14 protein-coding genes and 1 other RNA gene are annotated in these 20,834 nt (G+C 42.0%); 14 read left to right on the plus strand and 1 reads right to left on the minus strand.

Annotation, left to right across the window (positions count from 1 at the left end):
* Positions 1-39: 39 nt before the first annotated feature.
* Positions 40-891 (minus strand): aldo/keto reductase, encoded by an 852-nt coding sequence (locus LKD20_RS08230; protein ID WP_227721445.1) that lies wholly within the window; start codon positions 889-891, stop codon positions 40-42.
* Positions 892-984: 93 nt separating this feature from the next.
* Between LKD20_RS08230 and LKD20_RS08235 the strand changes: the two genes are divergently transcribed.
* The 14 genes from LKD20_RS08235 (at position 985) to LKD20_RS08300 (ending at position 20,655) form a co-directional block, all read left to right on the plus strand.
* On the plus strand, positions 985-2,121 hold the full coding sequence (locus LKD20_RS08235) for an efflux RND transporter periplasmic adaptor subunit (protein WP_432049331.1): 1,137 nt from the start codon (positions 985-987) through the stop codon (positions 2,119-2,121).
* A 52-nt stretch (positions 2,122-2,173) separates the two neighbouring features.
* Positions 2,174-3,109, plus strand: a complete 936-nt coding sequence (locus tag LKD20_RS08240; RefSeq protein ID WP_227721447.1) for a DUF2156 domain-containing protein — start codon at positions 2,174-2,176, stop codon at positions 3,107-3,109.
* A gap of 156 nt (positions 3,110-3,265) precedes the next feature.
* A complete protein-coding gene (locus tag LKD20_RS08245) occupies positions 3,266-4,459 on the plus strand; it encodes a GNAT family N-acetyltransferase (RefSeq protein ID WP_227721448.1) in 1,194 nt (397 codons plus the stop codon).
* A gap of 1 nt (position 4,460) precedes the next feature.
* Positions 4,461-5,330, plus strand: a complete 870-nt coding sequence (locus LKD20_RS08250; protein ID WP_129823375.1) for an RluA family pseudouridine synthase — start codon at positions 4,461-4,463, stop codon at positions 5,328-5,330.
* Between the two features lie 434 nt (positions 5,331-5,764).
* Positions 5,765-10,348 (plus strand): glutamate synthase large subunit, encoded by a 4,584-nt coding sequence (gltB, locus tag LKD20_RS08255; protein WP_227721449.1) that lies wholly within the window; start codon positions 5,765-5,767, stop codon positions 10,346-10,348.
* 111 nt (positions 10,349-10,459) lie between these two features.
* Positions 10,460-10,559: signal recognition particle sRNA small type (ffs, locus tag LKD20_RS08260), an RNA gene on the plus strand.
* Between the two features lie 255 nt (positions 10,560-10,814).
* Positions 10,815-13,553: a DNA polymerase III subunit gamma/tau gene (gene dnaX, locus LKD20_RS08265; protein ID WP_227721450.1), complete on the plus strand. Its 2,739-nt coding sequence runs from the start codon at positions 10,815-10,817 to the stop codon at positions 13,551-13,553.
* A gap of 124 nt (positions 13,554-13,677) precedes the next feature.
* Positions 13,678-14,007, plus strand: coding sequence for a YbaB/EbfC family nucleoid-associated protein (locus tag LKD20_RS08270; protein WP_008602262.1), 330 nt, complete (start codon positions 13,678-13,680; stop codon positions 14,005-14,007).
* Positions 14,008-14,604 carry a recombination mediator RecR gene (gene recR, locus LKD20_RS08275; RefSeq protein ID WP_004694915.1) on the plus strand — a complete coding sequence of 199 codons (597 nt, stop codon included), beginning with the start codon at positions 14,008-14,010 and terminating at the stop codon, positions 14,602-14,604. It begins immediately after the preceding gene.
* 1 nt (position 14,605) lies between these two features.
* Complete coding sequence (locus tag LKD20_RS08280) at positions 14,606-14,860, plus strand: hypothetical protein (RefSeq protein WP_005385224.1); 255 nt, start codon at positions 14,606-14,608, stop codon at positions 14,858-14,860.
* Positions 14,861-14,869: 9 nt separating this feature from the next.
* Positions 14,870-17,458, plus strand: a complete 2,589-nt coding sequence (locus LKD20_RS08285) for a 3'-5' exonuclease (RefSeq protein ID WP_227721451.1) — start codon at positions 14,870-14,872, stop codon at positions 17,456-17,458.
* Entirely contained in the window at positions 17,458-18,462 is a 1,005-nt protein-coding gene (locus LKD20_RS08290; RefSeq protein ID WP_227721452.1) for an RluA family pseudouridine synthase, read from the plus strand. The genes LKD20_RS08285 and LKD20_RS08290 overlap by 1 nt, the downstream gene beginning before the upstream one ends.
* Before the next feature lie 238 nt (positions 18,463-18,700).
* Positions 18,701-19,825, plus strand: coding sequence for a cation diffusion facilitator family transporter (locus LKD20_RS08295; protein ID WP_227721453.1), 1,125 nt, complete (start codon positions 18,701-18,703; stop codon positions 19,823-19,825).
* A gap of 257 nt (positions 19,826-20,082) precedes the next feature.
* Positions 20,083-20,655, plus strand: coding sequence for an immunity protein YezG family protein (locus LKD20_RS08300; protein ID WP_005385230.1), 573 nt, complete (start codon positions 20,083-20,085; stop codon positions 20,653-20,655).
* The last annotated feature ends 179 nt before the right edge of the window (positions 20,656-20,834 follow it).

Genomic DNA, 20,834 nt, shown 5'->3' on the forward strand with positions numbered 1-20,834 from the left:
TTATAATTGATGCTAACTACAAATAGGAGTTAGTATGGACTATTTAAGTTGTAATAGTCGTTCAAGACCTGGTGCTGTATGGTGATCTTCTAAGAAGTCTTGTTGGTCTAATAGTTCCATAACGTCCATATCGATGTTTGTGAGCTTGAAATCGAATACATCAAAGTTAGCCTCCATATGGCTTACGTTATTTGCCTTTGGCAATGGAATGATGCCACGTTGGATGTGCCAACGCAAGATGATTTGATGTTTAGACACGCCGTATTTTTCAGCCAAGCTTTTGATGATAGGATGGTCAAAAATAGGTTGGCGGTCACGGGTGAATGGAGACCAAGCCATGCCCACTACTTGATGCTTTCTCATCAATTGAATAAGAGATTGGCGTTGGTTGAATGGATGACATTCAATTTGGTTCACCACAGGTTTCACATTGCAGTGATATAGCAAGTCGATTAAGCGATCTTCGTAAAAGTTAGATAGGCCTAACCCGCGCAATACGTTTTGGTCGTATAACTCTTCCATGGCGCGCCAAGAACCGTAATAGTCGCCAAGGGGTTGATGTACGAGCATAATATCGATATAATTAGTGTCTAATTTTTTCAAGGAGCTTTCAACAGCACGCATCGTATTATCGTAGCCTGCGTCGGTATGCCAAATTTTTGTGGTAATAACGATGTCAGTACGTTTAACGCCAGATGCTTTGATACCTCTGCCAACGGCCTCTTCGTTGCCGTAGTAGGCAGCTGTATCGAGTAATCGATAACCTACGTTTAATGCATTAGTTACGGCTTGTTCTGTTTCTCCTTCGCTACCTGTTTTGTAGGTACCATAACCGATAGAGGGAATAAAGCTACCGTTATTTAAAATTCTAAAATCCATCCGTTCTTCCATGAGAACCTCCGTTATATCCATTAATTAAAGGAATTAGCTTTCATACAATTCTAATTGATTTTATGATATACTAAGGTATTGATAAAAATCAATATGACAGGAAGTGACAGAATGAAATTAAAACGAATTTATTCTGTAGTTGCTATGCTTGGTGTTGTGATGATGGCCTTGGCCATCGCTGGTTGCGGTACGAAAACGGTATCCGTTGCTGATGTAACATACAAGGATATGCCACTGCAGATCCATAATGACGCCAATGTAACAGCTCTCAATAAGGCGACGGTAACGCCGACGTTGACGGGGCAGGTCGCATATGCTGTGAAAGTAGGCGACCAAGTACAACAAGGTCAAGTCTTGGCCACTGTAGATACATCGGCTTTACAGCAACAGCTAGCATCCTTACAAGGTCAGTTAGCGCAAGCCTCAGCTCAGTCCTATGCGACGTCTGTGACAACTACGACAGCAGCGTCTGTAGATAGTGCTCAATTGGCACAAGCTCAGAAGATGCGCGAAGCGGGCATGATTACTCAAAAAGAATATGATCGCATTGTAGAGCGGTCTCAGCCACAAACTACGACAGTAACAACTGGCGGTGGCGGCGGTGGTGCTAATACGGCGGCTATTGAGGCTCAAATCGCTCAAGTATCTGCACAAATGGCAGCATCTACAATTGTAGCGCCTATAGCTGGTACGGTAACAGCTATTTACAATGAAGACCGTCAAATGGCGATTGCAGATCGTCCATTCATGATGATTCAACAATCTACACCGATGGTAGCATCCCTTAGCATTCCTCGTGATGCGGCGATGAAGTTAGGCACACCTGACGCTAAAAAGGGGATTAAGGTACTCCTCAAGGTAGGCGACCAAGAATTACCTGGCGAATTGACCTATGTAGATGTAACACAGCCAGAAAATGTACCAAGTGTTCTTGTGAAAGCTACTTTCAACAATGACAAAGGCCTTATCAAGGCTGGCGAGTTCTATACGCTCATCATCGAGTCAGATATTAAAGCGAAGATGCTCACTGTACCAAGCAAAGCGGTTCGCGAAAACCAAGACGGCAAATACGTATATGTATTGACTGAAAATAATACGGTTGACGTACGTGTCGTTGAGGTCGGTATGACAGAAGACGATAATGTAGCAATTATTTCAGGCCTAAACGAAGGCGATAAGGTAATTACAACCGACGGAAACTTTGAATTAGGCGAATCTGTTAAATTATAATGAAGAACCATGTGGTTATAGGTACCCATGGTAAATACCTCGACCGAGGAATTTGATAGGAGGGATTATTATTTTAGAATTTAAACGTTTTGAACTAAGAGATAAACCATTAATCGATAAATATTTTGAACAACATCATTACGAAGCATCTGATAACTGCTTTACTACATTGTTTATGTGGCAAGATGCATATGGCATTCGTTGGGCTGAGGAAAATGGCGTATTGTACATCCAAGGTGGCGGTAAACGTGAACCGTTCCTATTGCCTCCATTTGCCGGTAAAGATGCAAAGTTCCTTGATGGTTTATTGCGCGCTAAAGAATGGTTCGTAGAAAACAATTTGCCATTCCGTTTCAAAGGTGTTAGCAAAGTTGTAAAAGAACGGATGGAAGAGTTATGTCCTGGTCGTTATGAATTTACACCTGACCGCGATAACTACGAATACATTTATAAGTCTGAAGATCTTATCAATTTATCTGGTAAGAAATTCCGTCAAAAGAAAAACCATTTGAATCAATTCCGTATGCAATATTCTAACTATGAATATATGCCAATCACTGAAGATATCATTCCATTGTGCCGCGAAACAGCAGCATCTTGGGTAGAAACTCATCATGAAGAAGGTATCGAAGATGAATTGGTTGCTATTAACTTATTATTCGATAATTGGGAAACACTAGGCCTTAAAGGTGGCGCCATCAAATTGTTTGGCCGCGTTGAAGCTTTCAGTATCGGTGAATTATTGAATGATAAAATGGCGTTGATTCACATTGAAAAAGCAAATCCAGATATCCGTGGTTTGTATCAAGCAATCAATAATGAATTCATTCGTCATGAATTTAGCGAAGTAGAATTCATCAACCGTGAAGAAGACATGGGCTTGCCTGGTCTTCGCCAAGCAAAAGAATCTTACAATCCAGATCATTTTGCTGAAAAATATGACGCAGTATATGCTAATGAAGCAGATAATGCAACAGGCGGTAAATAAAAATCTGAGCTATGAAGTCGATGCGCTTCATAGCTCATTTTTGTTATAATAGAGGTGTTAGCCTATCTATTTGATTGTATATGTTGTATTATCATGGCGATACGATACGATGCAACAGATAGAAAGTGGTTTTTATACTATAACGAGGATAGACTTATGGAATATAGAATTGCAACAGCTCAAGATACGCCACATGTGGAAAATCTATGGGCGTACTGCTTTGAACCAAAGGAAGATCCATTCTTCCAATATTACTTTACAAATTGCTATGAACCAGAAAATACAATGGTTGGCCTTGAACAAGATCAATTATTGAGTACCGTTCATTTGCGTCAATATAATATCAATGTTCGTGGTGCTGTATTGCCTACAAGCTATATGGTTGGCGTAGCCACACATCCAGCGGCTCGTCGTGGTGGCGTAGGTGGTGCGTTGTTAAAGGCTTCTCTTGAAGAACTTCGCAACCGCGGTCAAGCATTGACAATTTTAATGCCTTCCAAGGCTGCATTCTACCAACAATATGGTTGGGAACTCTATGCACATCAATGGGTGAACACTATGTCTCTTGAAGACTTGCGCCCTATGACTGATAAATCCTTGAGCTTTGGTTTACTTAATAGCGTTGACCAATGGACATTGCTTGATCCTGTATATAAAACATATACAGCCCGTCTTTCTGGTTATGCAGAGCGCGGTGAAAAGGAATGGAAACGCTTGCTCGGCAGCTTCTTTGCGGAAGGCGTGAATATCGCTGTAGTGCGCAATGATGAAGGTGTTATCGAAGGCTATGCGGTATATCGCTTAGGTCAACCTGAAATTCCTGTTTCTGAATTAGTTTATATTACACGTCGTGCCCAACGAGCATTGTTGAACTACTTCTATAATCACCGTTCTCAAGGCACTACTATTCGTTGGAATGAGGGCCTTCACGATACATACTATCGCTTCTATCCAGATGGTAAAAGCGGACATTCCACAATGCCGTACATGATGAGCCGTATTGTGGATGTGAAAGCTGCCTTCGAATCCATTCCTGTAAACCCAGAGGCTTTGATGATGCCTATTACAATGACCTTTGGTGTGAAAGATAGCCTTTGTGAGTGGAATGAAGGGTGCTATGAAGTCCAATATGGCGGTGCATTGACACCAACTGTTAAAAAGGTGTCTGACACATTAGATGGGGACATAGATATTTCTGTTGAAATCGGCGCTTTGAGCCAACTTTTAATGGGCACATTAACTGCTCGTGATCTTGCCTTTGAAGGTAAACTTTCAGCTAATGAAGAATGGCTAGAATTCTTCGATATTCTCTATCCTGAACAAAAAACATATATTAACGAATGGTGGTAATATGAGCTGGAAAACGTATACAGTGAAAGAACCAACAGAATTGACAGTCTCTAAATATGTAAAGGAACGCTTTTCATTATCCTCTCGAGATATTCAAATGATGTTCCGCAAGAAACGGGTGAAAGTAAATAGCCGTGTAGCCCATTCCCAGCGCTCCCTCAAAAAGGGTGATGTATTAACTTTGGAATTACCACAGGATAAGGACTATGGCGTTGATGTAGAAAAAGGTCCTATTACAGTTCTCTACGAAGATGCTCATACCTTGGTGGTTGATAAAGCTCCATTCATGCTTGTTCATCCAGCGGGACAAACTAAATCTGGTACATTGAGTAACTATGTGGCTGGGTATTATGCGAAAAAAGGTGTAGTTCACAAGGTGCGCCCTGTACATCGTCTTGACCGAGACACATCTGGTTGTATTCTCTTTGGTAAAACAAAGGAAGCTCAGCAATATTACACTGATGAATTACAAGCTGGTCGTATCGACCGTATCTACACAGGCTTAGTAGAAGGCTGTATTAACGAAGATGGCGTAGTTGATGAACCTATTGGTATTGACCCAGTATTTGATAATCGCCGTGTCATCGATGAATTTGGTCAACCGGCTCAAACGGAATATACCGTTCTTGGTCACGAAGGCGAACATACGCTATTGAAGTTTAAATTATTAACCGGTAGAACACATCAAATCCGCGTGCACATGGAACACATCGGACATCCTATCGTTGGCGACGCCATGTATGGGGCACGTAATAAACCCTATACACGTCAATGCTTACATGCGTCAGAACTCACCTTTGTACCCTATGGTAAGGACGAGCCTATAACGGTAAACTGTGAAGTAGGGGATGACTTTGGACATGAAAAGTAATAATTGCTTTTCTAATTTTTATCAATTATAATTTATATGATGATGTGGTCATAGAGCATGCCACGTAAAATAAAGAAAACTCAATTGCTAGATGTGGTCACAGAGCGTGCCACGTAAAACAAAAAAAGCTCAATTGATGATTGTGTATTCGTGTATACAAAAAACAATAGTGATAAAAATGCATAGTCTATGACTTAAAGTCATGGACTATGTTTTTTTTATATTTTCAATTCACAGTGGACAGGAGTATACTATGTATAGACAAAAATTCTATAGAATTTAAAATTTAGATGAGGTTATGGACGGTTACAGCCGATAATATCACTACAGAATGGATTCTTTAGAAGTAGTTTATAGTTTATACTTTCACCAAGACCGAACGGAACGATGCCGCAGAGCTTGGATTGATCAAGTGATATGAAGGAGTGCACGTTATGGATAGGAATCAGAGCACAATCGAGCAACAACGTCTAGATCAAGCTAGACTAGAAGCTAATGGTATGTACAGCAGCCAATTTGAAAAGGATGCGTGCGGCATGGGCTTTGTCGTTAATATTAAAGGTAAAAAATCCCACGATATTATCGATGATGGCTTGCGTATTTTAGAGCGCCTTGAACACCGTGGTGGTGCTGGTGCCGATAAGGACACAGGGGATGGTGCCGGTATTTTGGTACAAATTCCTCATGAGTTCTTTAAACGCGAATGCGAAGTGCTTGGTATCAACTTGCCTGCAGCTGGTGAGTACGGCGTAGGTATGATATTTGCCCATAAATATGAAAGCCTCCGTAACGAGCAAAAACGCATTTTTGAAGAGGTGGTACGTGAAGAAGGTCAAGTAGTTCTCGGCTGGCGTGAAGTACCAGTAGATGGTACAAAGGTTGGTAAAGAAGCGGCTGCTATCCGTCCTTGGATGATTCAAATCCTTATCGGCAAAGGCCCAGACGTAACGAATAATAAAGAATTTGAACGCAAATTATATATTATTCGTAAATTAGCGGAAAAACGTATTGTTCCATTGAGCAAGGAATTATCTAGCGATTTCTATATTGCATCCTTGTCCTCTAAAACAATCGTATATAAAGGTATGTTGACACCTGGTCAATTACGTGACTTCTATCTTGATTTGAGTGACCTTGACTTTACATCTGCATTGGCTATGGTTCACTCCCGTTTCAGTACGAATACATTCCCAAGCTGGGCTCGGGCGCATCCTAACCGTTTCTTAGTTCATAACGGTGAAATTAACACAATCCGTGGTAACGTAAACTGGATTAATGCTCGTGAAGGCAAAGCAGAATCTCCATTATTCCCAGATATTAAAAAAGTATTCCCTGTAGTTGATGACAGCGGTTCTGACTCCGCTATGTTCGATAACACATTGGAATTCTTGCACATGACAGGTCGTTCCTTGCCTCATGCGATTATGATGATGATTCCTGAACCTTGGGAACGCAACAATCTCATGAGCCAAGAAAAACATGATTTCTATGAGTTCAATAGTTTCATGATGGAACCATGGGATGGTCCTGCAGCTATGGGCTTCACAGATGGTACTGTTATCGGTGGCGTACTTGACCGTAATGGTTTGCGTCCTGCTCGTTATTATGTAACAACTGATGACCGTGTTATCATGGCATCTGAAGTAGGTGTAGTCAACGAAAACGCTGAAAATATTCGCGCTAAAGGTCGTTTGGAACCAGGCAAAATGCTTCTCATCGATACTGAAGAACAACGTATCATTTCCGATGAAGAAATCAAACAACGCGTTGCTACTGAATTGCCATATGATGAATGGGTAAAAGAACACGTTATTCACTTGTCTGAAATTACTCAAGCTGATGAAAAAGACGTTCCAAAAGTTGAAGATTTATTCAAAAATCAACAAGCCTTTGGTTATACTCAAGAAGATCTTGTACGTATGATCGTGCCTATGGCAAAAGATGGTAAAGACCCTGTAGGTGCCATGGGTGCCGATGCTCCACTTGCTATCTTGTCCGATAAACCACAATTGTTATACAGCTACTTCAAGCAAATGTTCGCGCAAGTAACAAATCCTCCAATCGACTCCATTCGTGAGGAAATGGTTACATCTACACGCGTTATGCTTGGTAACTCTGGTAACTTAACAGATCCTAACAAAGCTGGTACCTATGCATTATCCATGCGTACACCAATCCTTACTAACCAAGAATTGGCGTCCATTAAGGCTCTTGATTGCCGTCGCATGAAATCTGTTACATTGCCAATCCTCTTCGATCCAACTAAGGGTGCTGATGGTTTGCGCGATGCATTAAATGAATTATGCGAAAAAGCAGAAGAAGCAGCACGTACAGAGCAAAATGTATTGATTTTGTCTGACCGTGGTGTCGATGAAAATCATGCACCAATTCCTGCATTATTGGCTGTAGCAGCTGTTCACAATCACTTAATCAGAAAAGTATTGCGTACAGAAATCGGCCTTATCCTCGAATCTGGTGAACCTCGCGAAGTACATCACTTCTGTACATTGATCGGTTATGGCGTAACAGCTATCAACCCATACTTGGCTCTTGAAACTGTACGCGATTTACAAGCTCGTAAACGCCTTGGTGATATTACACCAGAACAAGCAGAAAAGAACTACATCAAAGCTGCTGTAGGCGGTATTATGAAGGTTATGTCCAAAATGGGTATCTCCACAGTTCGTTCTTACCATGGTGCACAAATCTTTGAAGCCTTGGGCTTGAATACAAACTTCATCAATAAATTCTTTGTAAATACACCAACACGTATTGGCGGTATTGGCCTTGTAGGCGTTGCCAACGAAGCATTGGCTCGTTTTGACCGCGCTTTCAAATCCGATGAATCCGTACTCGAACCAGGTGGTTGGTATGGTCCTGTAAAAGATGGGGAAGAGCATTTATTCAATCCTAAAACAATCGATCTTTTACAAGAATCCCTTATCAACGGCGATTATGCAAAATATAAAGAATACTCTAAAGCGATCCGCAACGATTACCATGTAACATTGCGTTCCTTAATGGAATTAAACTACCCTGTAGGTGGCGGTATTCCTATCGAAGAGGTTGAACCTGAAGAATCCATCGTAAAACGCTTTAAAGCGGGCGCTATGAGTTATGGTGCCATTAGTAAAGAGGCCCATGAAGCTATCGCTATCGCTATGAACCGCTTAGGTTCTACATCTAACTCTGGTGAAGGTGGCGAAGACGTAGCTCGTTTCAAACCATTACCAAATGGGGACAGCATGAATTCCGAAGTAAAACAAATTGCATCTGGTCGTTTTGGTGTAACTGCAAACTACCTCATTCATGCAAAAGAATTGCAAATCAAATGTGCACAAGGTGCGAAACCAGGTGAAGGTGGTCAATTACCAGGTAAAAAAGTATACCCTGAAATTGCAAAAGCTCGTCACTCCACTCCAGGCGTAGAGCTCGTATCCCCACCACCACATCATGATATTTACTCCATCGAAGACTTGGCAGAGTTGATTTACGATTTGAAATGCGTTAACAAAGATGCTCGTATTTCCGTTAAATTAACATCTGAAGCGGGCGTTGGTACTATCGCTGCTGGTGTAGCAAAAGCAAAAGCAGATAATATCTTGATCTCTGGTTACGATGGTGGTACAGGTGCGGCAGGTCGTACATCTGTAAAATACGCTGGTGTGCCTTGGGAATTAGGTTTGTCCGAAACTCATCAAACATTGATGCTCAACAGATTGCGTGACCGCGTTAAATTGGAAGTAGACTCCAAGTTGATGACTGGTTTCGACGTAGCTGTTGCTGCTATGCTTGGTGCTGAGTTATTCGGTTTCGGTACATTGCCACTCGTTGCTGTAGGCTGTAAAATGGCTCGTGTATGTAACCTCAACACATGCCCTTACGGCGTTGCTACACAAGACGAAAAATTGCGTGCTCGTTTCACAGGTAAACCTGAGTATGTAGAAAACTTGATGATCTTCATCGCTCGTGAATTGCGTGAAATCATGGCTCGCTTAGGCATTCGCTCCGTAGCTGAACTCGTAGGTCGTATCGATCTCGTTCGTCAAAAATCTCAAGACGATAACTTCAAATTGTCTCGCGTTGACCTTAAACGCGTATTGTTCCACCCATACATCGATGCATCTGTAGGTCATATGCACATGATTGACCAAGATCATGAATTGGAACGCACATTGGATATGTCCAAGCTCTTGCGTATGTGCCGTCCTGCCATTGAGGACCAAAAACCAATTCGCGCTAAATTGGCTATCAACAACATTAACCGTGTTGTAGGTACCTTGGTTGGTTCTGAGGTGACACGTCGTTATGGTGAAAGCGGTTTGCCAGATAACACAATCAAGTTGAACTTTGAAGGCTCTGCAGGTCAATCCTTTGGTGCTTTCATTCCTAAAGGCATGACATTAGAACTTGAAGGTGATGCGAATGATTACCTCGGTAAAGGCTTGTCCGGTGGTACAATCACTGTATATCCGCCTAAGAAATCCATTTTCGAAGCGGACGAAAACATCCTTATCGGTAACGTTGCCTTCTACGGTGCTACATCTGGTATAGCCTACATCAATGGTGTAGCTGGTGAACGTTTCGCTGTTCGTAACAGTGGTATCACTGCTGTTGTGGAAGGCTTAGGTGACCATGGTTGTGAATACATGACTGGTGGCGAAGTTCTTGTACTCGGTAAAATCGGCCGTAACTTCGCAGCAGGTATGTCTGGTGGCTATGCATACATCCTCGATTGCGATGAACGCTATGTAAATACAGGCCTCGTAGAATTACGCCCTGCTAATAATGATGACCTTAAACGCATTAAAGAATTAGTAGAACAACATGTATTGCACACTAATTCCGCTAAAGGCCGTCACATCCTTGAAAACTGGAATAACTTTGTAAACAGATTTACAAAAGTTGTACCTGTAGCATACGAAGAAATGCATGCTGCTATTGAACGCTATAAAGAACAAGGTTTATCCTTGGAAGAAGCTCAATTAGCTGCATTCAAAGAAAAATATGCAAAATAATTTCTAATCTAACTGTATCCTTTAGATAAGACATATGAAATGCCTCTATAGCTTTGACTATAGAGGTATTTTCATGTATAATATTTGTATTGCAATATTGGATCATGGCAGTTCTCGGGCCTGTGCAATGGGGGCCTGTGAATCGTGTCAGGACTGAGAGGTAGCAGCACTAAGCGGTAACCTTCATGTGCCACGGGGAACCCGGGGGCTGTCGTGATCGAATATTGCAAGGCGGCCTATGGGGCCGCTTTTTTTATGTCTAATTTAGGATAAATGATACTTTATTTTGAACTATACGATGTTTTATTGTGAACCATATGATGAAATTTTGACTAGGCAATATCAGCATTATTTATAAGTAAATATATTACTTTCGTATTGGGGAAAGAACTTTATTAAGGAAGTCAGAATTTCCTGAATATGGTATAATAAAGTATTGTAATTTTCGGAAAAAGGGGGTGTTCCAATGGCATATATTGCGTTATATCGTAAGTACCGTCCGCAGACCTTTACCGATGTGGTTGGTCAGCATCAAGTATCGGATACGTTGATGCGCGCTATCCGCGAGGACAAGGTGGCTCATGCGTATTTGTTTGCTGGTCCGCGAGGGACTGGTAAGACGAGTATGGCCAAGATTTTTGCACGCGCTATCAACTGTGAGCATGGGCCAACGGATCATCCTTGTAACGAGTGTAGTGCTTGTAAATCGATTTTGAGCGGTCAGTCCATGGACGTTCTTGAGATCGATGCTGCATCCAATCGTGGTATCGATGAGGTCCGTGCCCTTCGTGAAAGCGTTAAATTCATGCCAGTTGAAGGGCGTAAAAAGGTATTCATCATCGACGAAGCGCACATGCTTACGACCGAAGCGTGGAATGCACTCTTAAAAACTATCGAAGAGCCACCGGCTCATGTTATGTTTATCTTCGCTACTACAGAGATTGAAAAGTTACCTGTTACCATCGTATCTCGCTGTCAGCGATACACCTTTAGACGGATTACGTCTGACGATATCGCTCAGCGCTTATCCTATGTAGCGGAACAAGAAGGCTTTGGCTTAGATCCTGCAGCGGCACAGCTTATCGCAGTTCATGCAGACGGCGGTTTGCGTGATGCGTTGAGTATATTAGACCAATGTGCCGGTATGGCTACAGGTACTATTACACCTCAAGTCGTAGAGGAATTGATTGGCCTTGTTAGCAAGGAATGGATCATTCATTTCTTAGATGCCTTACGTAATGGGGATGGCCCCAAATTACTGTCCTATATTCACGATGCGTTATCAGAAGGTCGCGATGCAACGCAGATTATGGAAGCCCTCATTCAGCACGTACGTGCCTTGCTCGTTGGCAAGGTCGCTCCTGATGCGGATGAGCTCAAGGTATATGATGCCTTTAAAGATGAGTTTTTAGCTCAAGCTGAAAGTATCGATTTTAATGAGCTTAACCAATATGTGCGCAGTGCTCAATCCATTATGAATGATGCGAAACAGGTGGATAATCCACGAACCATCATCGAAATGGGCCTTTTAGTGCTTTGTGCTAAATTAGGCTCTGTTGATGAAAGCTTAGAAGACCGTGTGTATGCATTAGAGTCTTCAGAACGATCTGAACGAAACGACTTATTGAACCGCATGGCTCAATTAGAACAACGAGGTCCAGTGGCTTCTACGCCTGCTTATGGTGCCAATGCATTTGGTCCGCCTAGCGGCTATGCAAATAGCTTTGTTCCTGTAGACAATACGGCTACTGCACAGAGTACTCCTTTGAGTAGTGCTCAAAATACTACTGTTGGTACAGTGCCTCCTCCAAGTGGTGTAGGCATGACACCTCCACCGATGGGATTACCAGGTAGCACACCGCCTCCTATGAATGGAGTAGGTATGGCTCCGCCTCCAATGGGCGGCGTTGGTATGGCACCACCACCAACTACAAGTAGTGCACCAGAACGACCTGCTAGAAATCAAGCCAAAGGTCGTGGTAAAAAAGGCATTAGCACGCAAGCTATCATTAGTGATCAAATCTTGTCTGCTCAAGAGTATCGAAATATACAGTCTAATGTCATTAAATACTTGAAGGACAGCAATCGGAATATGACCTCCACCGTTATCGGTCAAGGTCAGCTTGTCTACGTAGACCAAAGCAAGGCGGTTATGGCCTTCAAAAATACATTGCACCTCAATGTAATGACCAATGAAGTAAACTTAGCGGAAGCGGCGGATGCTTTCACCTATACACTGGGCTATCCAGTACATGTGGAAATCGTAGACGCTCTTACACAAGTTTACAAAGATTATAAAAAGGCCTCTGGCAGTACGACGCAGCACCAAGTAAAAGCGCCGCAACGTCCACCAGAACCGATGGTTGACGTACAGAAGACCTCTGGTGGCCAGCCGACGCAAATGGATTTAACAAATCCATCAGCACCACAAGGCACTAACAATGCATCAGTGGGAAATAGTTCAGCAGGAGCTAATAGCGCTCAAGGTAGTAGTGCGTCACAAGCTCAACAACCTACTGCGCAGGTTGGCGGTTCAACTACTGAAGAACAATCTAGTAAACCTGATTCTGCAGCGGTAGATGCAGCAAAGGCGGCGGCTTTGGCATTCTTAGCGAAGAAGACGGGCGGTACCAATGCTGCTAGCAGTAGTACGAATACAGGTACAACAGTTGCTTCCGTAGAAGGTCAAACATCTGGCGGAGATGTGCCGATTACATCCTTTGATGGCAGTCCGTCCGGATCAGTTCCAGATGGAGAAATCCCTATCGAGTCGCTAGCAGGTTCTATTGAAGGTGATGATATTCCTGTTCATTCCTTTGATGATGTGCCTGTAGACGATATGGAGGAAGCTTATGTATCATCCTTAGATGATATGCCACCACATCCGTTAGATAGTGTCACTGTTATTAGCGAAGATGGGGAGGTCTTAGAACGCCCTATGGATAGCGGTGCCCATATTGAGGTAGAAGCTGTCCCAAAGTCTGATGGGGGCGAACAACAGGGAACCCCACAAAGTGATGATCAGACTGTGCTTTCACAAGTACCTATTGAAGTAACACCCATCGATAGTGTTACGGTAGCTCGTGAATACGCATGGGATCCAGAGCATATGACAGAAGAGGAGCGGAACAATCCTCTCTTGGCAGAAACATTAGAGAAATTATCTGAAGACCATGACATTATTGTCGAGGTCATCGAAGAATAAATTTTTGAGTATACCTGTTGGTCCTAAGACCTTTAGGTGACACATATGTTAAAATCTATGTCGCATGTTAGAGTTATGAGCATAGACAGTTAGTAAGGACAAGGTCCTAAAAGGAGGAATTACAATGTTTGGTAAAGGTATGGGCAATATGGCTGGCATGATGAAAAAAGTTCAAAAAATGCAAGCAGATATGAAGAAAATGCAAGAAGAATTAAAAACTCGTACAGTAGAGGCTTCCGTTGGTGGCGGTGCTGTAACAGTTGTAATGAACGGTGAAAAAATTATCGAGTCTTTGAAATTGAACCCAACTGCAGTTGATCCTGAAGACGTAGAAATGTTAGAAGATTTAGTAATGGCTGCTGTAAACGAAGCTAGCAAAAAAGTAGACGACCTCTTGGCTCAAGAAATGGGCAAAGTCACTGGTGGTCTTAACTTGCCAACAGGTTTATTCTAAATGACAAACGCTTTAGAACGGCTCGTAGAGCAGCTGCGCCGCTTGCCGGGTATCGGCTCCAAGTCGGCTAGACGCTTGGCCTATCATTTGGTAGAAATGCCGAAGGAAGAGGTAGACCGTCTCGTGGAAACCATCGTAGAAGCGAAGGGGGCTACGCGTCACTGTTCTATTTGCTTTAACTTATCAGCTCAAGATCCTTGTGAATTCTGTAGTAATCCTAATCGCGATCAAACGACGATTATGGTCGTTGAAACATCTCGCGATGTTATTGCTATCGAGCGCAGTGGTGACTATAAGGGCTTATATCACGTATTGGAAGGCGCCTTGTCCCCTATGGAGGGCATCGGTGCTGACGATATTCGCGTAAAAGAATTGATTGCTCGCCTTCGCGATGGTGTCGTTCAAGAGGTTATCCTCGCTACAGACCCGGATGTAGAAGGGGAAGCGACCGCTCTGTATTTGGCGCGCTTGTTAAGCCCAAGTGGCATTAAGGTAACGCGTATTGCCCGTGGTGTGCCTGTGGGTGGCGATATCGAATATGCCGATGAATTAACATTAGGCGGTGCTGTAGTGAACCGCCAAGAAATGAAAGGATAATATGGGAGCTTTATTAGCATCACCGATTATATCGGCGGTTGTATCCGTTGCTGTAGCCTACATTGCTTTCAAAGTAGCATTTTTCACCATTAAGCGAGTGGCTATGAATGCAGTAACTGGTATTTTGACGTATTTAGTATGCGTTCATATCCTCAATATTCCTATGGATATTGGTTTGGGCGTATGGGCTTTAACAGCAATTCTAGGCCCTATTCCAATGCTCATTGCTGCCGGATGGTACGGCTTTTTAAAATAGGAGGACCTCATGCTTATCAATCGTGAACAACAACGCGTTATTGATGAAGTTGAACAGAATATCCTCTTGTTAGCGTCCGCTGGGACGGGAAAAACGAATACACTTGCTTATCGAGTGGCTCACCTCATCGAGGGCGGCTATGCGAAGGCGGAGAATATCTTGTGCATGACCTTTACGAACAAGGCAGCAAACGAGATGAAAGACCGCATTCAATCGCTCGTAGGCAGTCCTGCAAAGGCTGTGGAGATTAGTACATTCCACAGCTTTTGCTTTTTCGTACTCCAACAAGAGGGGAAGCGCAATGAAACCTTGTATACGGATGTAACGATCTTTGATGAAGAGGATTGCAAGGAATTGTCTGAACCGTATCGTCCAGGTAAGTTGCGAGAAATGTCCTTTGCCAACATCATCGGCATGGTAAAAGAATATCGTTCCTTGTATGGGTTCTATTCTGATGATCTCGTAGGCGATTATAAACGAACTATAGAGCGCTTGCAGAAGGAACAACGTGCCGCAATTGAACAACAGTTCTCTAGTTTTGGCAATGTTTTGTATAGTGAACTCCATGATTTCTTGAACCATGGTCACGAATGGATTGCTGCTTATGATGAAAGCTTAGCCTCTGTACATGGTCTAGATTTTACGGACCTCATCTGCGGTGTTCATCGCCTCTTCCAAGATCCTGTAGTTCGTGAGCGCTGGCGCAGTCGTTACAGTTATATCTCTGTAGATGAAATGCAAGATACGGGCGTACTAGAGTATAAGGTATTAGAAATGCTCTGGGAAGGTAATCACGTTCTCTTATGTGGTGATTATTTCCAAACCATATACGAATGGCGTGGGTCCAATCCATTCCGCTTGCTCAAACAGTTTGATGCGGATTTCAAGCCTTTAAAAATTATCTTCTATGAAAACTACCGTTCTAACTGGACGCTCTTTACGATGGCTTTCAAAACATTGCAGAATATGTTTCCTGATCTTGTAGGCTCTATCTATACTGAATTGCCACGTGCCAATAGTGAAAGAAAGGGCAAGCCCGTTCTTATTAAAGGTTGTAAAAATAGCTATCTTGAGGGCCGATATATTTACGAAGCCATCTGTGCCTTGCCAAAGGATGCTAACATTGGCGTTTTAGTACGGGATAATAAAAAGGCACAGCGGCTGAGTGACTCCTTTGAACGACTTAATAATGAAAAACCTGAAGAGGAACGCCGTCACTTCATGATTATTGACGAGTTTAAATTCTTTAGACGCCAAGAAATTAAGGACGTTATGGCTTACTTCAAACTGCTCATGAACCCGAATGACTCCGTCAGTGCTAAGCGCATTATTAAACGTTATGTTGCGGGTATTGGTGACGCTCGTATCGCCGCTATTGAAAGCCCTGAGACGCGTCAAGTAGGCTTGAAATTGACGGACTTTATGGATATGCCTATCTTTGAAGCCGAGCCTTATGCTAAGCTCGTTAGTGGCTTAGAGAATCATGAGGTTGTAGTATACGACGTGGAAAGTACTGGTACCGATACGTCCCAAGACCGCATCATTCAAATTGCAGCCATTCGTATCGATGAAAATGGACAAGTGTTAGAGTCCTTTGAACGCTTTATCAACCCCGGTGTGCCTGTGGGACAATCCGAAGAGGTGCATGGCTTCTCCAATGCGTATTTACAAGAACACGGCGAAGACCCAGCTACGGTGCTACAAGCCTTTAAGGAATTCTCCAAGGGTGCTATCATCGTAGGTCACAATGTAAATTATGATGTGACTATCTTTACCAACGAATTGGCACGTCATAATTTAGGAAATCCTCAGTTCAAGGCGATTTATGATACCTTAGATATTTATCGTCGTTTTTACCCTAATTTGCCAAATCATAAATTGGGCTTCCTAGCATCCGAGTTCCCTATCCATCATGAGCCTACGCACAATGCGATGGACGATATCTTGGCCACTGCACAGCTTTTAATCTATGCGGTGAAAGAAAATATCGTGCCTACCACAACAGGCCGTATGGTGGCGATTAACAAATATAAAGCGGCTTTTACCAATATTGCGTCTCAAATGGCGACCTTGCGTAGAAAGGCCTATACGGAATTGCCTACGAAGTTATTGGCGTACATTATGAACCAAATGGGGGTTCTAGAGTACTACAAATCTCATGGGGAATCGGCGAAGGTAGAGCATATACGGGATCTATATCGCATCATGGAGAAACTTGATGCTGCTTATGAAGGGCCAGCTGGTTTGGCTCGATTAAATCAAATCTTGCAGATGGCGGCCCTCACAGCCGGTGAGCCTGCTCAACAGGTACGCAATGAAGATCGCATTCCAATCATTACCATTCACCAAGCGAAGGGGAGCGAGTTTGACCACGTGTTCTTGGCAGGCCTTAACGAAGGTACCTTCCCAAGTCCTTTTGCTATTGCAGAAGGTCGTGAAGATGAAGAAAAGCGCTTGTTCTATGTGGCTATTACACGACCTAAACAAGAGCTGACTATTACCTTTGAACAAACGAATATACGTGGCCGAGCTGTTCAACCGAGCTCGCTACTGAACTACATGCCACGAGACCCTGAGCTCGTAGAAAGGAGATACTAATGGCGCGAAAAACACATCGTCCAGATGATATTTTGTGGACTGTCAATGCCGCAGATGTAGAGGCTGCACATAGTGAGAAACAAGATATTACACTTGGTGCAGTACTAGATACTCGATATCCTCGTAAGTCCTTAGTCAAGCTATTTGAGGAAAAACTAATCCATATCAACGGACATAAGGCGACGCCAAAGGATGTTATCTCCGAATGTGACGAGATTTGGATTGCTATGGCGAAGGAAAAAATCGATTACGAACCAATTGAAATGGATCTACATATCCTATATGAAGATGATGATCTCCTCATTGTAGATAAGCCTGCTGGTGTGACAGTAAACTCTAAAGACCAAGTATCTCTTGCTAATGGTGTAGCATACTATTTTAAAGAGAATGGTATTAAGCGGAAGGTTCGTTTCTTGAATCGCTTAGATAGAGATACGACGGGCTGTATCGTGATTGCTAAAAGCGGTTTAGCCCAAAGTCTTTATCAACAGCAAATGGACGATAATACCTTTGAAAAGTGGTATATGGCCACTGTTGAAGGTATTGTAGAAGCTGATGAAGACTCTTTAGTATTACCTATGGATCGTAGTACTGATGGTATTCATTATGAAGTCAATCCAAAGGGGAAGGAAACGCGTACCGATTTTTCCGTCCTATGTAGACATTCTTCACAGCCTGTGGATAACTCTGTGCATAAGTTGGTAAAATCTGTGGATATAGCTCAAGAAAATGTGGATATAGAATTACAAAATGTGGATAAACATGGTGTAAATGTGGACAAATCTGTGCATAACTCATCAAAATGTGGATATACTGAGGTTTTAGTTCGTTTGTACACAGGGAAAACACATCAAATTCGTGTAGCTTTCAGCCATATAGGTCACCCTCTTGTAGGGGATACATTATACGGTGCACAACCGACAGGACAGCCTTTCCAATTGCGGGCTCAGAAGGTAGTATTTACACATATGCGCACAGGGGAACGCATTACGGTTACCGCGTAATTTGATCTGATTATATTATTGTTAACAATATATCTGTCCTATATATTGTGAAGTCATAATACATCAAATATTCTAATTGAGAATTGAGAATTATTGATAATTCAGTAATTACAATGATTTTATAAAAATTTTTCAAAAAATATAATGACAAATGATAATCGATAAGCTATAATAAGAACATAGATAAATCGATAGGCTTCGATTTGTAGCTTAGTGAAATGAATGTAAGAGGTGTAGTATGATTTTGCAAGAAAATAGTGCAGCACGTAATCGGGGAATTACGCTTGCCAGTATAAAAGGTATTATAGGTAACGTCGTTCTCGTTATCTTTAAAATGATTGTAGGCCTTGCGTCTAACTCCATCGCTATCATCCTTGATGCGGTGAACAACTTAACGGATGTATTGTCCTCTGTATTGACCATCGTTGGTACAAAATTAGCCGCTAAAGGGGCCGATAAGGAGCATCCTTTTGGACATGGTCGCATAGAATATATGACTACCATGGCAATTGCCTTCATCATCCTTGGTGCAGGTATCGGATCTCTTAAAGAATCTATTGATAAAATTCTTCACCCTGAGGTATCTACCTTTGATATTCCAAGCCTCGTTATCATCGCCGTTGCTATTGTGGTGAAAGTTGTGATGGGCCGCTATATCAAGGCACAAGGCGAGAAATACAAATCTGATGCGCTTGTAGCGTCTGGTATAGATGCGCTCTTTGATGCAGTAATTACCTTTGCCACATTAGTATCTGCAGGCTTAGTATTCTTCTTTAACTTTGATATTCAAGGTTATGTTGGTGCAGTGATTTCTGTTTTGATTTTGAAAGCTGCTTATGACATTTTAAAAGAAATGTATAATCACTTGCTTGGTGTTCGTGCAGATGATAACTTAATCCGTGATATTAAAGAAACCATCGCTCAACATCCAAATGTAGGTGGTGTATATGACTTGGTTTTGAATAGCTACGGACCTGGTGAAATAATTGGCTCTGTACATATTACCGTACCAGATACGATGACTATGGCTGATATTCATCCTTTGACAAAAGGTATTGCTGTTCATCTTTATAAAAAATTTGGTATTAATATGACCGTTGGCGTCTATGCTGAAAACCAACCAAGTGTGGAAGTGCTTGAAATTAGACAAGCTCTTGACCAAGTTGTAAGCTTATATACACATGTTGTACAAGTACATGCCTTTTACGTACACGAAGAGAAGAAAGTTATCTACTACGATATTATCTTTGACTTTGACGAAGAAGATCCACATGGTACATTAGAAAAAATTAAAGCAGAAATGCAAAAACGCTGCCCTGACTATGTACAATTTGCTATTGTAGATACAGACTTCAGTAACTAATAGAATATAAATAAAGGCTTCAACCAATCATCGACGAAAATATTTCGCTAAGAAATGGTTGAAGCCTTTTCTTTTACTAGGCTATAGATTTAGTTATACTATAAGTCTAAGAGGGGGTTCTATGTTGCGATGGAACTAAGTAATTAAGGATACTAGTTCTAAAACGTTAGACTGACTTGAAAATTATACACTAAGTGAATATAATATATTGTATAAAATATAATTTGTTTAGGGAATCTCATATGAGGAGAGATAGAATGAAGAAATTTGCTCTTACTACATTAGCTGTAATGGCGGCCGTTGGTGTGTTGGCGGTTCAGCCTGCAGATGCGAAGAAGGTACAACAAGATCCTGCAATATCACCTATTGAAATGCCTATGAATGATGAAATTCAACAGGTTAATGGTGTATCCAAGTCTACCAATAAAGAGACACAACGTTTATCTAATAAGTTAGCAGATGCTACAAGAGTGATGATTAAGAAGAATTGGAAGACTATCTATATTAAAGCAGTGCCTACAGGAGATAAAGCGGCTGTACGTTTCTATTACACAGATAAAAATGGTCAAGTATATAATGGCCAAGTTATTAGAAATACAGGTCTATCCAAAGGCAAATATATGACTGGTTCTTTACGACAAGTTGAAGCATTACAAGAATTAGTAAACCATTTGCAACAGAATGGTCAAGAGGTACCATCCTCCATTGATCTTATCATTACCCAAGGCGGATATCGTACTAAGACGATCTTCAATTATGGTGAAGACACAAGAAATCTACCTGCTTATCAACAACAATATGAAAAACAAAACTTCCCTACTATGAAGTAACAAAAAGCTCGTGCTATGTGATATGTACCCATTTTCCTGGACACATATTATTTACTAGCCTAAACACATGGATGCTTCCCTGTATTTTACAGGGGGCATCCATTTTGTTGTACGCCGAATAGGCATGACTAAACCCCCAGTTAAACTGGGGGTTGGTAAAAATTCTTAGAGAAAAGGAA

Source organism: Veillonella fallax, assembly GCF_020687175.1.
GTDB lineage: Bacteria > Bacillota > Negativicutes > Veillonellales > Veillonellaceae > Veillonella > Veillonella fallax.

Bases quoted from the DNA above. Each gene is read 5' to 3' on its own strand.
- LKD20_RS08300 (WP_005385230.1), top strand. From the start codon at position 20,083: ATGAAGAAATTTGCTCTTACTACATTAGCTGTAATGGCGGCCGTTGGT.
- dnaX (WP_227721450.1), top strand. From the start codon at position 10,815: ATGGCATATATTGCGTTATATCGTAAGTACCGTCCGCAGACCTTTACC.
- gltB (WP_227721449.1), top strand. From the start codon at position 5,765: ATGGATAGGAATCAGAGCACAATCGAGCAACAACGTCTAGATCAAGCT.
- LKD20_RS08285 (WP_227721451.1), top strand. From the start codon at position 14,870: ATGCTTATCAATCGTGAACAACAACGCGTTATTGATGAAGTTGAACAG.
- LKD20_RS08245 (WP_227721448.1), top strand. From the start codon at position 3,266: ATGGAATATAGAATTGCAACAGCTCAAGATACGCCACATGTGGAAAAT.
- LKD20_RS08295 (WP_227721453.1), top strand. From the start codon at position 18,701: ATGATTTTGCAAGAAAATAGTGCAGCACGTAATCGGGGAATTACGCTT.
- LKD20_RS08290 (WP_227721452.1), top strand. From the start codon at position 17,458: ATGGCGCGAAAAACACATCGTCCAGATGATATTTTGTGGACTGTCAAT.
- LKD20_RS08270 (WP_008602262.1), top strand. From the start codon at position 13,678: ATGTTTGGTAAAGGTATGGGCAATATGGCTGGCATGATGAAAAAAGTT.
- recR (WP_004694915.1), top strand. From the start codon at position 14,008: ATGACAAACGCTTTAGAACGGCTCGTAGAGCAGCTGCGCCGCTTGCCG.
- LKD20_RS08235 (WP_432049331.1), top strand. From the start codon at position 985: ATGACAGGAAGTGACAGAATGAAATTAAAACGAATTTATTCTGTAGTT.
- LKD20_RS08230 (WP_227721445.1), bottom strand. From the start codon at position 891: ATGGAAGAACGGATGGATTTTAGAATTTTAAATAACGGTAGCTTTATT.
- LKD20_RS08250 (WP_129823375.1), top strand. From the start codon at position 4,461: ATGAGCTGGAAAACGTATACAGTGAAAGAACCAACAGAATTGACAGTC.
- LKD20_RS08280 (WP_005385224.1), top strand. From the start codon at position 14,606: ATGGGAGCTTTATTAGCATCACCGATTATATCGGCGGTTGTATCCGTT.